Below are 13438 nucleotides of genomic sequence, written 5' to 3'. Positions count from 1 at the left end.
TGTACCACTTGCCTACCAATAGCGGACCGTTATACACTTGGGGCTATGCTGGCCAAGGCCCTCGTGGAGGAAGCGGTAGCCAGGGGTATGGTTCCTGGGGCGGCCCTCGGGGTGGTTCATGGGGATGGCCGCAGGGAGGTCCTCCACCTGGGGTGGGCCCAAAGGGTACCTGAGCCGGTTCCCTTGGAAGAGGGTTTCTATTTTGACTTGGCGAGCCTTACCAAGCCGCTTTTCACCTTGCGGGAGGTGTTGCGGGCGGTGGAGGAGGGCCTTTTGGATCTGGATGACCCCCTCTCCCAGCACCTTCCCGAGATGCTCTGGCTTAAGGACCACCCCCTCAAGGGGGTGAGCGTGCGGGCGCTCTTAGCCCATGCGGCGGGCCTCCCGGCCTGGGAGGCCTTGTACACCTGGGGGACAGGGGAGGGTTTAAAGGCCCGGGTGCTCCAGCATCCTTGGCCCCTGGGAGAACCGGGGTACTCGGACATCGGCTACATCCTCCTGGGTCTTCTCCTGGAACGTCTGCGGGGCAAGCCCCTTGCGGCTTTTCCTTTACCCCAGGGCCTTAGCTTCTCCCCGCCTCCTGAACGGAGCGTGGCCACGGAGCTTTGCCCTTGGAGGAAGCGGGTGCTCCGGGGGGAGGTGCACGACGAAAACGCCTTTGCCTTGGGGGGTACAGCGGGCCATGCGGGGCTTTTCGGCACCCTGGAGGGCGTTTTGGACCAGCTCGCAGCCATTCTCCAGGGCACCTGGCTTTCCCGGGCCGCCTTGGAGGAAATGCAAAGGCCCCATGGGGAGCGGCTTCTGGGCTGGGAGAGGAAACGGCCTGGTTGGCATGGGGGAAGCCTAGCGTCGGAAAGGGCCTTTGGCCACACGGGCTTCACCGGGGTGGGGGTGTGGGTAGACCCTGAGCGGGGGTATGCTTGGGCCCTCCTCACCAACGCCATCCACCCCACCCGCCACCGCCCTTCCCTCGCCCCCTTGCGCCGGGCGGTGGGGAATGCCTTGGCGGCGGAGGTGACGAGATGACGGAGAGGGTGGCCCGGCGGTACCAGGACCTGGACCTATGGCCGGCGGAGGAGGTCCTCGAGGCCCTTTTTGAGGCCCAGCTCCGGGCCATCGCCGCCTTGAGGCCAGCCCTCCCCGCCCTAAAGGAAGGAGCGGCGGCTGCGGCAAAGCGGCTTCGGGCGGGAGGCTTTTTGGCCTATGCCGGGGCCGGGACCAGTGGACGGCTGGCCGTGCTGGACGGGGTGGAGCTGTGGCCCACCTTTGGTTTTTCCCGGGTGCACTTCCTGCTGGCGGGAGGAGATGAGGCCCTTTTTAAGGCGGTGGAGGGGGCTGAGGACCGGTATGAGGAAGGCCTAGCCCAGGGCAGAAGCCTGGGGAGGAAGGACGTCTTGGTGGCGGTGGCGGCGAGCGGCCAAACCCCCTTCACCCTGGGGGCCCTAAGGGGGGCCAAGGAGGGAGGGGCCCTTACCGTGGCCTTCGCCAACAACCCTGGAACTCCTTTGCTTGCCGAGGCGCGCCACCCCGTCCTCCTGGACACGGGCCCCGAGCCCATTGCGGGAAGCACCCGGCTTGGGGCCGGCACCGCCCAAAAGGCGGCCCTCAACCTCTTCTCCACCTTGGTCATGGTGCTCTTGGGTAGGGTGTACGGAAACCGCATGGCCCGCATGCGGGTGCAGAACCAAAAGCTCTGGGAGCGGGGGGTGGCCATGGTACGGGAGATGGCAGGGGTAGGGGAGATGGAGGCAAGGGCCCTCCTCGAGGCCTACCCCGACCCGGCCCTGGCGGCCCTGGTGGCCTTGGGAGTAGAGCCCCAAAAGGCCCTGGCCTTGCTGGAGGAAAAGGGGGTCCGAGGGGCGCTGGCGGAGGTGGGGAGGTGAGGCCTTTGGCCCTCTTGGCCGGTATGGGCATAGCGGTGGCTCAGGCGGGAAACTTTCTCATCGTGAGCTTCAAAGGGGAAGAGGTGCCGGTGGCCCTTCTCAAGGAAATCCGGCCCGCTGGGGTCATCCTTTACCCCTCCAACCTCCGCCGGGATTCCCAGGGGGTGGTGGCCCGGCTCAGGGCCCTGGATCCCAACTTGCTTCTCCTGGTGGACCAGGAGGGAGGACCCTTTACCTCCTACCGGGAGGGGGTGGTGCGCTTTCCCTCGGCTATGGCCCTTTCCGCCAGTGGAGATGAGGGCTTGGTGCAGCGGGTGGGATGGGCCTTGGGGTGCCAGGTGCGGCGGCTTGGGGCGGATGTGAACTTGGCGCCGGTTCTGGACGTGAACACCAACCCTAATAACCCCATCATCGGCCTTCGCTCCTTCGGCGCTGACCCCGAGCGGGTGGCCCGCATGGGTTTGGCCTTTGCCCGGGGGGTGCTGCGCTCCGGGGCCAAGCCCGTGGGCAAGCACTTCCCCGGGCATGGGGACACAGGGGTGGACTCCCACCTGGACCTGCCCCGGGTGGACAAGCCCAAGGAGGCCTTGGAGGGGGTAGAGCTCCTTCCCTTCCGCCGCTATGTGGCCGCGGGGATGCCGGCCCTCATGACTGCCCACATCCTCTTTCCCGCCTTGGACCCTAAATACCCCGCCACCCTTTCGGCCAGGATCCTCACGGGCTTGCTCCGAAAGGAAATGGGCTTTTCTGGATCAATCCTTACCGATGACCTGGCCATGGGGGCCATCCGGCGCCACTTCGGGGCGGGGGAAGCGGCGGTCCTGGCCGTGAAGGCGGGGGCGGACCTCCTCCTTTTGGAACCCGACGAGGGGGTCATTCGGCAAGTGCATGCCCGTATGGCCAAGGCCCTGGGCAAGGAGATCCCCTTTGCCCGGGCTGAGGAGGCCAGGAAGCGAGCCCAGGCCCTTAAGGCGGGCCAGGGGGAATGCCCCTTCACCCCGAAGGAGGAGGAGGCTTTGGCCCTCGAGGCGGCCCGGCGGGGTGTGGTGCACCGCTTTGGCCCCCTGCCTATACCCGGGCAGGGGACTTTGGTCTTGGGCCTGAGGATCTCCGACCGCTACGGGGCGGAGCCCACCTTGGCGGACCTTGCCCCCCAGCACCTTCCCGGAAGCCGGGGGCTCAACCTTTCCGAGGACCCCACCCCGGCGGAGATGCAAAAGGCCTTGACGGAGGCCAGGAAGGCGGAGCGCCTGGTGGTCTCCACCTACCGCTGGCTTGGTGGAGGATCCAAGGAGGGGCAAAGGGCCTTGGTTAAGGAGCTTTTGGCCCTTGGCAAACCCCTTTACCTGGTAGCCTTGGGCAATCCTGACGATCTTCGCTTCCTCCCCGGGAGGCCTGCGGGCTACCTGGCAACCCACGGCTACCGCGCGGTCCAGGTCCGGGCCGTGTTGGAGGCCCTGGCGGGGGTCTACACCCCCACGGGGCAATGGGTGTACGGAGGTGAACCATGAAGAGGTGGTGGATTGGGCTTTTGGTGGTCTTGCTGGGGCTGGCTTCCGCTCAGAGGCTGGTCCTGGCCAGCTGGGGAAGCCAGGAGGAGATCAAGGCATACCAGGAAGTGCTCAAAGTCTTCCAGGAGAGGAATCCGGGCATCCAGGTGGAGTACATCAACATCCCCTCCGGGGAGTACCTGGCCAAGATCACCGCCATGATGGCGGCCGGCACCCCGCCGGATGTCTTTTTCCTCAACAACATCGACTTCCCGGGGATGGCCTCCAGGGGCGTTCTGGCTCCCCTGGACGCCTTCATCGGGCGGGACAGGTACCCCACCGCCGACATCTTCCCCGGCATCCTCAAGGCCTTCCAGTGGGAGGGGAAACAGTACGGCCTGCCCCGGGATGTGTCCAACCTGGTGGTCTTCTATAACCGGGACCTTCTGAAACGGGCGGGCCTTCCCGACCCCAAGCCCGACTGGACCTGGGAGGACTTCCTGGGCTACGCCAAAGCCCTTACCGTGGAAAAGGATGGCAAGAGGGTCCAGTGGGGGGTGTCCTTCCAGACCTTCTACCTCTTCTGGCAACCCTGGGTCTGGAGTGCAGGTGGGCGGTTTTATGCGCCTGACCACAGCCGGTTCCTGCTGAATAGCCCAGCCTCCCTGGAGGGCTTGCAGTTCTATCTGGACCTCCGCTACCGGCACCACGTGGCCCCCACCCCCGAGGAGGCCCAGGACCGCGGGGCCTTCACCATGTTCCTAAACGGGCAGACGGGGATGATCGTGGACGGGCGCTGGCGGGTGCCCACCCTTAAGGCCCGGGCCAAGTTCGACTTCGACGTGGTGCCCTTCCCTCGGGGTAAGGCGGGGAGCATCGTGGACATCGACGGTTCCGGCTGGGTGATGGCCGCCGGGACCAGGAACCCGGAGGCCGCCTGGAAGCTCCTCTCCTTCCTGGCCGGCCCCGAGGCCAGCCGCATCTTCACCAGGACCGGGCTCATCATCCCCGCCCGGGGGGTGGATGTGAGGAACGTGGACCGGAGCATCCAGAACCTGCGGGATTTCTTCGTGCCCCCGCCCCCCAAGAACCAGCAGTACTTCCTTACGGTAAACCGCACGGCAAGGCCCACGGAAACCTTTGAGCGCTGGAACGAGGCCCTGCAGCTCATCAACAAGGCCTTGGAACCCGTGTGGCAGGGTAAGGCGGAGCTGAAGGCGGCCCTGGATGGCGTGGCCCCCCAGGTGCAGAAGATTCTGGACGAGGTCCAGGCGGAGCGGAAGAAGAGGCGGTAAGGCCTTAGGCCAGGAGGCCCAGTGCGCGCCTACTATCGCTTTCCCCTCCTCTTCCTCCTGCCTTCCCTGGTGGGCTTCCTGGCCTTTAACCTGGGGCCTATCCTGGCCAGCCTCCTTCTCTCCTTTATCTCCTACGATGGTCTCAGGCCCCTCACCCTGGCCACCTTCCGGGAAAACTGGGTAGGTCTGGAGAACTACCGCCGGCTCCTCGAGGACCCCGTCTTCCACAAGGCCTTCATCAATACCCTCTTTTACGTGGGGGTGGCGGTTCCCCTGGAGATCCTTGTGGCCTTGCTCCTGGCACTGGGTTTGAACCGCCCCTTGCCTGGGGTGCGGCTTCTGCGCACCTTGTACCTCCTGCCCACGGTGACCAGCGTGGTGGCGGTGGGCCTGCTTTGGCGTTGGGTCCTAAACCCCACCGTGGGGCCGGTGAACCTCTCCCTGCGCTGGGTGGGGGAGAGGATCCAGGGTGTCTATGGCCTTTTGGGGATAACCCCTCCCCCCTGGGTGGGATGGCTGGCCAAGGAGGGGCCCGGATGGCTTTCCGACCCCGCCTGGGCCATGTGGGGGGTGATCCTGGCTTCGGTGTGGGCCGGTGTGGGGTTAAGGATGCTCATCTTCCTGGCGGGACTGCAGAACATCAACAAGGAGTACCTGGAGGCGGCCAGCCTGGATGGGGCCAACAGCCTGCAGCGCTTTGCGTATGTGGTCTTGCCCCTCCTTTCCCCGACGGTTTTCCTGAACACCCTTCTCGCCATGATCGGGGGTTTCCAGATGTTCGGCCTCGTGTACACCATGACCGGGGGAGGGCCCTTGGATTCCACCAACGTGCTGATGCTCTACCTGTACCGCAAAGCCTTTGGCGTCTTTCCCTTTGAGATGGGGTATGCTTCGGCCATCGCCTGGGTTCTCTTCCTCATCCTGTTTGCCCTCACCTATCTGCAGTGGACCCTGCGCAAACGCTGGGTGGTGGAGGAAGTATGAGGCTTTTGGGTAGGCTCTGGGACTACTTTGTCTATCTGGTCCTCTTGGCCGGGGGGCTCAGCATGCTGGTCCCCTTCTTCTGGATGGTCTCCACCAGCCTCAAGGCACCGGGGGCGGTGTTTGACCTCCCGGTGGAGGTGTGGCCCAAGGAACTGCACTGGGAGAACTACCAGCGGGTCCTCACCAGCGTGCCCTTTGGCCGCTGGTACCTGAACTCCCTGGGGGTGGCCTTGGGCCTTACCTTCCTGAACCTCACCAGCGGGGCCATGGCGGGCTACGCCTTCGCCCGTTTCCGCTTCAGGGGGCAAGGGGCCTTATTCCTCCTTTTCCTGGCCACCCTGATGATCCCCGTGCACGTGCTCATCATCCCCCTTTTCATCCTCATGCGGAACCTGGGCTGGGTGGACACCTTCTATGCCCTCATCCTTCCCGGCCTCTTTGATGCCTTCGCCATCTTCCTCATGCGCCAGCACTTCCTGCACCTGCCCAAGGAGCTGGAGGAGGCGGCCATCATGGACGGCGCAAGCCCCTGGCAGGTGTACTGGAAGGTGGCCTTGCCCCTGGCGACCCCCGCCTTGGCGACCCTGGGGACCTTCACCTTTTTGGCGGGCTGGAACAGCTTCCTCTGGCCCCTCATCGTCACCCACTCCCTGGAGATGCGCCCCTTGACCGTGGGCTTGGCCGTCTTCCAGGGGCAGTTTTCCACGGAATGGACGGTGCTCATGGCCGGGCTTACCCTGGGCACCATCCCGCCCATTCTGGTTTTCCTTCTAGCCCAGCGCTACTTCATCCAGGGCCTGACCTTGGGGAGCCTGAAGGGGTAGCATGCTGGAGCCCGCCTTTGAAAGCGCCTTGCGGGAGGCCCTGGATCGGTATCCCACCCCCTTTTATGCCTATGACTGGGGGCGGGTTCAGGCCCGACTGGGGCACCTCAGGGAGGCCTTTCCCTTTGCCCGCCTTTTCTACGCTCTGAAGGCCAACCCCCGCCTTGGGCTTCTTCGGCGTCTCAGGGCCCTTGGCTTGGGGGCGGAGGTGGTGTCCTTGGGGGAGGCACTCCGGGCCTACCGGGCAGGCTTTGGCCCGGAGGAGGTGGTGTGGAACGGCCCGGTCAAGACCCCGGAGGCCCTTTCCCACCTTAAAGGGCGGGCACCCCTTGTGGTGCTGGACTCGGAAGGGGATCTGGGGCGGGTGGCCCGGTACTTTCCCGAGGCCAGGGTTTTGCTGCGGGTGAACCCAGATCTCCCGGTGCACACCCATGCTCACCTGGCCACGGGGAGGGGGGAGAGCCAGTTTGGGGTGTTGCCGGAGGCGGTGCCGGGGCTGGTGAGGGCGATCCGAGAGCGGGGGTTACGCTTTCTGGGCCTCCACCTACACCTGGGCTCGGCCCTGAGCCGGGTGGAGGATTTCCTGGAAGGCTACCGGGTGTTGCGGGCTTTGTACTCCCAAGTGGGTCCCGTTTCCGTGCTGGACCTAGGGGGTGGGTTTGGCTTGGACCTGGACCTTAAGGCCTTGGGGGAGCCCATGGAGGACCTTGCCCAGCTCTACGGGGCCCAGGTCTGGCTGGAGCCGGGAAGGTACCTGGTGGCCGAGGCCGGGGTCCTCGTATCCCGGGTGGTGGGCCTTAAGGAAACCCGCAGGCGCTATGTGCTCCTGGACGCTGGGATGACCAGCCTCATTCGGCCTGCCCTTTACGGTGCCCGCCACCCCGTTCTGCCCCTGTACCCTCGGGAAGGCCGGGAGGAGGGGAGGTTCGACCTGGCGGGTCCCGCCTGCGAGGCTGGGGACATCATGGCCCGGGACGTGCTCCTTCCCGTGCCCCGGGAGGGGGAGGCCTTGGCCATCCTCGAGGCGGGCGCTTACGGTATCAGCATGAGCCTAACCTACCTGGACACCTCAAGGTCCTTGGAACTTCTCTGGACCGGGGAAACATGGGAAGTGCTCCGGGGCAGGGGAGTCCTGGGAGAGGCTTTGGGAAGGAGAGGAGTGCTACCCTCACTCAAGACGCTGGATCAGCCGTCCCACCTTCCCGTCCATGGCCAAAAGCCACCAGCCTTCTTGGGGAGGGCGGGGCAGGGTAAACCCCGTGGGCACCGCTTGCCAGACTCCTTGTTGGTAACGGGCTACCAACAAGGCCTGCCCGCGATTCCCGGAAAGAACCCGCCAGGGAACCCCCCCTTCCTTCCACCAGATCCGCACCCACCCCTGCCCCAGCCCCAAAGGGCTTCCGCTACCCTGGTAATAGGCCCAGGAAGAGGGGCTCAGCACGGTAATCCCTTCGGGTGCCACCTCCACCACCATGCCGGGGGCCAGGTAGGGTAGGAGGGGTGCCTGGACCCAAAGAGCCCGGCCCCCCATCCAAAGGGTGTTGTCCTCCACCCCTTCCACTTGCCCGTAGTAGCGGATGGCGGAGCGGTCTTCTCCTTTTTTGCCATCCCCCTTCTCCTCCTTTTTCTTCCTCCCCTCCCTTTTCTGTTCCTCTTCTTTTTTCCCCGCCTCTTCCCCCCAGGCGGAAGCCAAGAGGGCCATCTTCAGGAGGAGGAAAAGCTTAACTAGAAGGGTTCGCCGCTGCATGCTGCCACCTCGGTAGCCTTATGCGCACCCGTAGCCCTGGGTCGGCGTTGGCCAGTTCCAGTTTTCCGCCCAGGCGCCTCACCGCCTGCTCTACCAAGGCGAGGCCGAGGCCCAGCCCCTCCTGGCCCTTCTGCTTTCGGAAAAAGGGCTGGGTAAGGTGATCCAATGCCCCCTCGTCCGCCCCAGGTCCATGGTCCCTTACCTCCAGGACCACCTCGGCCCCCTCCACGCCCCAGTGCACCTCCACGGGGGGTGCCCCGTGGCGGAAAGCGTTTTCTACGAGATTGTCCAGAATCCTTTCCAGAACAAGGGGGTGGGCCAAGGCCCAGACGGGCTCTTCCCCCAAGGGGCCCTTAGGGGAGGGATGGAGCCATAGCCCTTCCTGTTGCTTCACGTATTCGGCCAAAAAGCGCCGCAGGTCTAGGGGCACCAGGTCCACCTCCAGGTCGGCTTCCGCCCGGCTTAAGGTGAGGAGCCCCTCGAGGGTCCTTTCCATGCGGGCCAGGGCCTCCTCCAGGTGCGCCCGGGCCTGTTCTAGGGTCAATAGCCCCCCGTACACCGCCTCCAACTGGCTTCGCAACACGGCCAGGGGGCTACGGAGCTCATGGGAGGCGTAACGGGTGAAGAACCTTTCCCGTTCCAAGGCGCGCCGCACGGCCTCCACCAAGCGGTTGAAACCTTGGATCACCCGGGCGAGCTCCCTTTCCCGGGCAGGGGCCAAGGGTTTGGGAAAGCGGAGAGCGGAGAGGCTTTCCACCGCTTGGGCCAGCTCCTGAAGGGGTCGTGAGAGGAGGCCGGCGAAGTAGAAGCCAAGGAGAGCTGCCAGGACCAGTAGGGGTAGGAGAAGGGTCAGGCTTGCCCGCAGATAGGTGGAGAGGGCCCTCTGGTACTCCTCCACCCGGAGGTGGACCTCCAGGCGATACTCTCCCCAAGGGAGGGTGGACGTGCGCCAGGCCTCCCCTTCTAAAGGGACGAAGCCTCCCTCCAGGATGGGCGCGCCTTCTTGAAGGAGGCGGAATCCGAAAACATAATGGGTACCCAAAAAGACATCGGCCTGTCTGAGCCTAGGACCGGTTTCAGTCATCTCCAAGGCCCTGAGCACCCGGCCCGTTACCTCTGCCAGGTCTAGGGCGATATCCCGTTCCACCAGGTTGCGGAAGACCAGGTAGCCCGAAAGGAGGGAGAGAAGGCCGATGCCCGCGGAAAGAAGAAAAAATGCGTAGGCCAAGCGTGCCCGTAGGCTCATGGTTTCCCCAGACGGTAACCCCCAGGGACCCGTTCCACCACCCAAGGGGCCAGGCTTTGGCGAAGCTTTTGCACGTACACCCGGAGCACCGCCTCGCTCTCGGCTCCCGGGAAAAGCCTCTCTAGGAGCTCCTCACGGCTGAAGGTTTTGTCGGGATTTTGCGCCAGGAGTTCCAAAAGGGCAAAGGCCTTGGGGGAAAGGACGATCTCTTTTCCGGCAAAGGTAACCCGCCTGGCCACCAGGTCCACCTCGAGGGGGCCCCTTTGCAGCAGGCGCCCTTTGAAGTCGGCATTCCTGCGGGCGAGGGCCTTGACCCGGGCCAGGAGTTCCTCCAGGTGAAAGGGCTTCACCAGATAGTCGTCCCCGCCCAGTTCCAGTCCGTGGATCCGATCCCGTAGGCTATCCCTGGCGGTGAGGAACAGGATGCCCCCGCGAAAGCCGCCTTGGCGGAGGTCCATGGCGAAACGGAACCCTGCATCCTCCCCTTCGGGCAGCATGACGTCTAGGACCACCACATCGGGCTCGCCCTCGAGGAAGGCTTTCCAGGCCGCCTCGAGGTTCCTGGCTGCCAGGGCCTCGTACCGCTCCCGCTTGAGAAGGGCCAGGATGGGTTCCAGAATGCCCAGCTCGTCCTCTACCACCAAGACCCTCATGGCCTGCGCACGTAAAGGGCTAGGGCTCCAAGGAGACCGAGGCCGCTTAGGGCTAGGGGAGCCAGGGGCGGGGGAGGGGTTTCCTTTTCCCCCGGTTCCCCTAGCCCAGGGTAGGCGGGGTACTCCCTCCCTTCCTCGTCCACCAGCTGGACCGTGGCTGGCACCCCGGTCTCCAGGGCCTCCTCCATATGCTGGACAAGGCCCACAAGCCCCATTCCTCCCACGAGGAGGAGGAGGCCTATGGCCCAAGGCCGCCCTGCCCTCATTCCAAGGCCCGCAAGGGCAGCCAGGGCCCCCAGGCCCGCCGCCAAGGGGGCCAGGGCCTGGATGCCTTCGGTGTGGCCGGTGAGGAGGAGCTCAGCCAGGAGGGTTAGGCAACCGAAGGCGGTGAAGAGGGTTACCAGCTCGGGAAAGCGCTTCTCCAAAACCTCGCGCATGGGCACCTCCTTTAGTTTTCCCTATTCCAGGCCTTTCCGTCCAGCCCGTGGCAGTAGGCGCAGAAGTTGGGGGGGAGGACGGCGTTGAAGGCCCTTTCGTCCTCGGGGTTTCGGATCAAGGCCAGCTGGGCCCTTTGGAAGGCCTGGACCTGGGCGATTTCCCCTGGGGAGATGCCCAAGGCACCCCGGTGGCAGGCGGCACACTCCCTGGCCCCGCCGTGTTCCGCCCTGTCCCCATGGCCTGAGGTGAAGTTTTGTCCGTGGTCCTTGGGGGCGTGGCACTGGCCACAGGAGGCATCCCCCTTGCGCCCGAAAGCGGTGAAGAGGGGGTCCTTGAGGGGGCTTTGGCTTCCCTGGATTTTGCTCGGGCGGGTTTTGCCGTCGTGGCAGGTGGCGCAGAAGCGGCCTAAGGAGGTGGCCCCGTGGGGCTCGAGGGCCGGGCTTGGCGCCAGGCTCCGCCAGGTCTTGTTCTCGTCCAGGGCGTTGTGGCAGGTTTCGCAGGAACTTCCCTTGGCCCCAAGGGCGGCAAAGTGGCGCTCATGGCTGAAGACCACCCGGCTTATCTCCGTAGGTTGATAAACCTTCACCAGGTCCTGGGGGGGTTGCCACTGCTTTTTAGGCTTCAGACGCCCTCCTTCCACCTCCACGTACTGCCCGGGAATGACGGCGAGCTCTGGAGGCAGGGGGGAACCATCCGAGAGGAATGCCCGGGCCTTATCCGCATCCCAGCGCACATAGAGGTAGCGCTCCCCCCCGCTGGCCAAGGCCAGGCCCAAAAGGAGGAGGGGCCAAAGCCGCTTCACCTTGCCACCCCCTGCCCCCTGACCCGCACCATCACCCGGTCTTGCACCCGCATACCCATGAAGCTGGGGGCCTTGAGTCCATAGTCACTGAGGAGGAGCTCAAACTCGGCCTCAAAGCGCAGGGTTTTCCCCCCTTGTTCCAAGGTGTAGCGGACAGGAACCGCTATCTTGCGCTCCACGCCGTGAAGGCTCAGGGTTCCCTGGACCAGGCTCTTTCCAGGTTCAAAGGCCTGAATGTCCAGACAGGCCTTGGGGTAGCGGTCCACCTGGAACATGTCCCGAGTGTGCCGGTCCCGTAGGGGCTCCTTGGAATCCCAAGCGGAAAGGTCCAGGCAAACCTTTCCCTGGAGCAGGCCCTGGTTGGGTTCAAAGACCACCTGGCCCTCGAGGGTGGGGTTAACCCCGCGCCAGGCGCCCAAGGGGGCTCGAGCCTCGTAGGTGGCCTCCCCGTTTACCTGGAAGCTGGCGGCCAGGGCCCAGCCGATTAGGAACGAAACTCCGAGTCCTCGCCTCATGGCTTACCCTCCTCCCTATAGCTTGGAGCCATGGCGTAAACGGAGCGTAAGCAAGGGGCGGGGCCCTAGAACCCCGCCCCCATGGGCACCCATCTAGCGGCGCTTGAGCTCCACCTGGGTGGCGGTGATGGTGGTCCCGGAAAGGGCGCCTTTTACCTCCACCCGGTCGCCATCTTGCAGAAGGGCGAAAAAGCCTTGCTGGGTGTATTCCTGGTCGCGCCACTCAAAGCGGGTAGCGGGGCTAGTGGTCACCGTGTAGCCCAAAAGCTGGAAGGTGTAGGCGGTTCTGTCCACCGCAAAGACCGCACCCTCCCATTCCCGGGCTTCCCCCGCCCCCTGGCCCTTCACCTCCACCTTCAAGGCGTAGTACCGGCCATCGGCATCCGTTTGGGTGGGATCGTACCGCACCTCCACATAATCCCCCACCCGGATCTCGGCAAAGGCGATGGGCCCATCGGGACCGTCCCGCTTGAGAAGGGTATTCCCGTCCACGTAGAAGCCCATGTTGCCTATGGTGAAGGTACCCTGGTTGGGGTCAAGGGCGCTCACCATCCCCTTGGCCTCGGCCTTGGCCGGGTAGCTTTTGGGATACTTCACCTTTACCAGCTGGGCGTGGAAAAGGGTGGGGTTGTTGGCGTCCACCTGCCCTTTGGCCTCCACGTAGACCCCGTCCGTCAGGGTACCCACCACCTGGGCTTGGCTATAGTCCACGGTGTAGCCTAGGAGCTGGAAGGTTTTGTTGGTGGGGTCAAGGCCAAGGATGGGACCCTCCAGTTCCACCCGCCTCGAGGCTCCATACCCGTTGTTCCTCGAGGTCTTGAACACCACCTTGGTGGCCAGGACCGTGGTCCCGGAAAGGGTTCCCTTCACCTCCACCCACACCCCCTCCGTGGGGGTTCCCACCACCTGGGCCTGGGCGTAGTCCACCGTGTAGCCGTTCAAGGTGAAGCGCATGGCGGCCTGGTCCAGGTTCGTGGCCCGGCCTTCCAGCTCCACCTGGGAGTCCTGGGCCGAGTAGCGCTCGATGTAGGTGGCGAGGATGCCAGTTTGGGTGGCAGTTCCCTGGACCTCCACCCAATCGCCCACCCTCAGATCAGAAAGTAACAGGGTGCGGTAGGAACCCCCTACCTTTTCGTAAATCTGGGTGTTGGCATCGGTGAAGACCTGCTGCCCGAGGACCGTGAGGGTTCCGGTGTTCACGTCCAGGGCGGCTATGGGGCCCTTGAGCTCCACCTGGACCTCCAGGCTCTGGAGGCGGAGGGCACTTCCTTGGTCGGTCCCTTGAGCCACCACCACCATGCCCGGCAGAATCGGGCCGCTATAGGGTTCCCCCTCCCGGGTCAGGGATGCCCCTTGCAGGTCCAAGGGCTTGCCCAGAAGGGTAGGGTTGGTTTCCGTGCCCCCCACCACTCCCGCCACCTGGATCGCCTGGGGAGTGGACCCCGAGGGATTCATCTGGCAGGAGGCCAGGATGGCTAGACCCAGCGCCAGCCACACCAGCCGAGAAGAAGGCGCTTTCTTTGCCATGCTCCACCTCCGGGATGCACCCTACTCCCTTCCC

13 protein-coding genes are annotated in these 13438 nt (G+C 64.7%); 7 read left to right on the top strand and 6 right to left on the bottom strand.

The genetic code is table 11. The annotated features are described in order from the left end of the window. Positions 1 to 45 precede the first annotated feature (45 nt). Genes DK874_RS02020 through lysA form a run of 7 tightly spaced genes read left to right on the top strand, consistent with a single transcriptional unit; the run spans position 46 to position 7971 of the window. On the top strand, positions 46 to 1026 hold the full coding sequence (locus DK874_RS02020; protein WP_114312319.1) for a serine hydrolase domain-containing protein: 981 nt from the start codon (positions 46 to 48) through the stop codon (positions 1024 to 1026). Then, positions 1023 to 1883, top strand: a complete 861-nt coding sequence (locus DK874_RS02015) for an N-acetylmuramic acid 6-phosphate etherase (RefSeq protein ID WP_114312318.1) — start codon at positions 1023 to 1025, stop codon at positions 1881 to 1883. The genes DK874_RS02020 and DK874_RS02015 overlap by 4 nt, the downstream gene beginning before the upstream one ends. Then, positions 1880 to 3394: a glycoside hydrolase family 3 N-terminal domain-containing protein gene (locus tag DK874_RS02010; RefSeq protein WP_114312317.1), complete on the top strand. Its 1515-nt coding sequence runs from the start codon at positions 1880 to 1882 to the stop codon at positions 3392 to 3394. Before DK874_RS02015 ends, DK874_RS02010 begins: the two co-directional genes overlap by 4 nt. Then, positions 3391 to 4668 (top strand): ABC transporter substrate-binding protein, encoded by a 1278-nt coding sequence (locus DK874_RS02005; RefSeq protein WP_114312316.1) that lies wholly within the window; start codon positions 3391 to 3393, stop codon positions 4666 to 4668. Before DK874_RS02010 ends, DK874_RS02005 begins: the two co-directional genes overlap by 4 nt. A gap of 21 nt (positions 4669 to 4689) precedes the next feature. Continuing rightward, on the top strand, positions 4690 to 5652 hold the full coding sequence (locus DK874_RS02000) for a carbohydrate ABC transporter permease (RefSeq protein WP_114312315.1): 963 nt from the start codon (positions 4690 to 4692) through the stop codon (positions 5650 to 5652). Beyond that, positions 5649 to 6476 (top strand): carbohydrate ABC transporter permease, encoded by an 828-nt coding sequence (locus DK874_RS01995; protein WP_114312314.1) that lies wholly within the window; start codon positions 5649 to 5651, stop codon positions 6474 to 6476. Before DK874_RS02000 ends, DK874_RS01995 begins: the two co-directional genes overlap by 4 nt. Position 6477: 1 nt before the next feature. Beyond that, positions 6478 to 7971, top strand: coding sequence for a diaminopimelate decarboxylase (gene lysA / locus DK874_RS01990; RefSeq protein ID WP_114312313.1), 1494 nt, complete (start codon positions 6478 to 6480; stop codon positions 7969 to 7971). Between the two features lie 226 nt (positions 7972 to 8197). Here the strand turns inward: lysA and DK874_RS01985 are convergent, their stop codons facing one another. The 6 genes from DK874_RS01985 to DK874_RS01960 form a co-directional block, all read right to left on the bottom strand. Then, positions 8198 to 9469 carry a HAMP domain-containing sensor histidine kinase gene (locus DK874_RS01985; RefSeq protein ID WP_114312312.1) on the bottom strand — a complete coding sequence of 424 codons (1272 nt, stop codon included), beginning with the start codon at positions 9467 to 9469 and terminating at the stop codon, positions 8198 to 8200. Further along, positions 9466 to 10122 (bottom strand): response regulator transcription factor, encoded by a 657-nt coding sequence (locus DK874_RS01980; RefSeq protein WP_114312311.1) that lies wholly within the window; start codon positions 10120 to 10122, stop codon positions 9466 to 9468. Before DK874_RS01980 ends, DK874_RS01985 begins: the two co-directional genes overlap by 4 nt. After that, on the bottom strand, positions 10119 to 10559 hold the full coding sequence (locus DK874_RS01975; RefSeq protein WP_114312310.1) for a hypothetical protein: 441 nt from the start codon (positions 10557 to 10559) through the stop codon (positions 10119 to 10121). Before DK874_RS01975 ends, DK874_RS01980 begins: the two co-directional genes overlap by 4 nt. Positions 10560 to 10570: 11 nt before the next feature. Then, entirely contained in the window at positions 10571 to 11362 is a 792-nt protein-coding gene (locus tag DK874_RS01970; protein ID WP_114312309.1) for a cytochrome c3 family protein, read from the bottom strand. Further along, positions 11359 to 11877, bottom strand: a complete 519-nt coding sequence (locus tag DK874_RS01965; protein WP_114312308.1) for a YceI family protein — start codon at positions 11875 to 11877, stop codon at positions 11359 to 11361. The genes DK874_RS01970 and DK874_RS01965 overlap by 4 nt, the downstream gene beginning before the upstream one ends. 93 nt (positions 11878 to 11970) lie before the next feature. Then, on the bottom strand, positions 11971 to 13404 hold the full coding sequence (locus DK874_RS01960) for a DUF5666 domain-containing protein (protein ID WP_162798690.1): 1434 nt from the start codon (positions 13402 to 13404) through the stop codon (positions 11971 to 11973). Positions 13405 to 13438: the final 34 nt, after the last annotated feature.

The sequence above is a fragment of the Thermus caldifontis genome, from assembly GCF_003336745.1.
Lineage (GTDB): Bacteria > Deinococcota > Deinococci > Deinococcales > Thermaceae > Thermus > Thermus caldifontis.
The sequence above is the reverse complement of the archived record's forward strand: the minus strand, read 5'-3'. Positions and strand labels throughout refer to the sequence as shown.

Bases quoted from the DNA above. Each gene is read 5' to 3' on its own strand.
- DK874_RS01960 (WP_162798690.1), bottom strand. From the start codon at position 13,404: ATGGCAAAGAAAGCGCCTTCTTCTCGGCTGGTGTGGCTGGCGCTGGGT.
- lysA (WP_114312313.1), top strand. From the start codon at position 6,478: ATGCTGGAGCCCGCCTTTGAAAGCGCCTTGCGGGAGGCCCTGGATCGG.
- DK874_RS01965 (WP_114312308.1), bottom strand. From the start codon at position 11,877: ATGAGGCGAGGACTCGGAGTTTCGTTCCTAATCGGCTGGGCCCTGGCC.
- DK874_RS02020 (WP_114312319.1), top strand. From the start codon at position 46: ATGCTGGCCAAGGCCCTCGTGGAGGAAGCGGTAGCCAGGGGTATGGTT.
- DK874_RS02015 (WP_114312318.1), top strand. From the start codon at position 1,023: ATGACGGAGAGGGTGGCCCGGCGGTACCAGGACCTGGACCTATGGCCG.
- DK874_RS01985 (WP_114312312.1), bottom strand. From the start codon at position 9,469: ATGAGCCTACGGGCACGCTTGGCCTACGCATTTTTTCTTCTTTCCGCG.
- DK874_RS01975 (WP_114312310.1), bottom strand. From the start codon at position 10,559: ATGCGCGAGGTTTTGGAGAAGCGCTTTCCCGAGCTGGTAACCCTCTTC.
- DK874_RS01995 (WP_114312314.1), top strand. From the start codon at position 5,649: ATGAGGCTTTTGGGTAGGCTCTGGGACTACTTTGTCTATCTGGTCCTC.
- DK874_RS01980 (WP_114312311.1), bottom strand. From the start codon at position 10,122: ATGAGGGTCTTGGTGGTAGAGGACGAGCTGGGCATTCTGGAACCCATC.
- DK874_RS02005 (WP_114312316.1), top strand. From the start codon at position 3,391: ATGAAGAGGTGGTGGATTGGGCTTTTGGTGGTCTTGCTGGGGCTGGCT.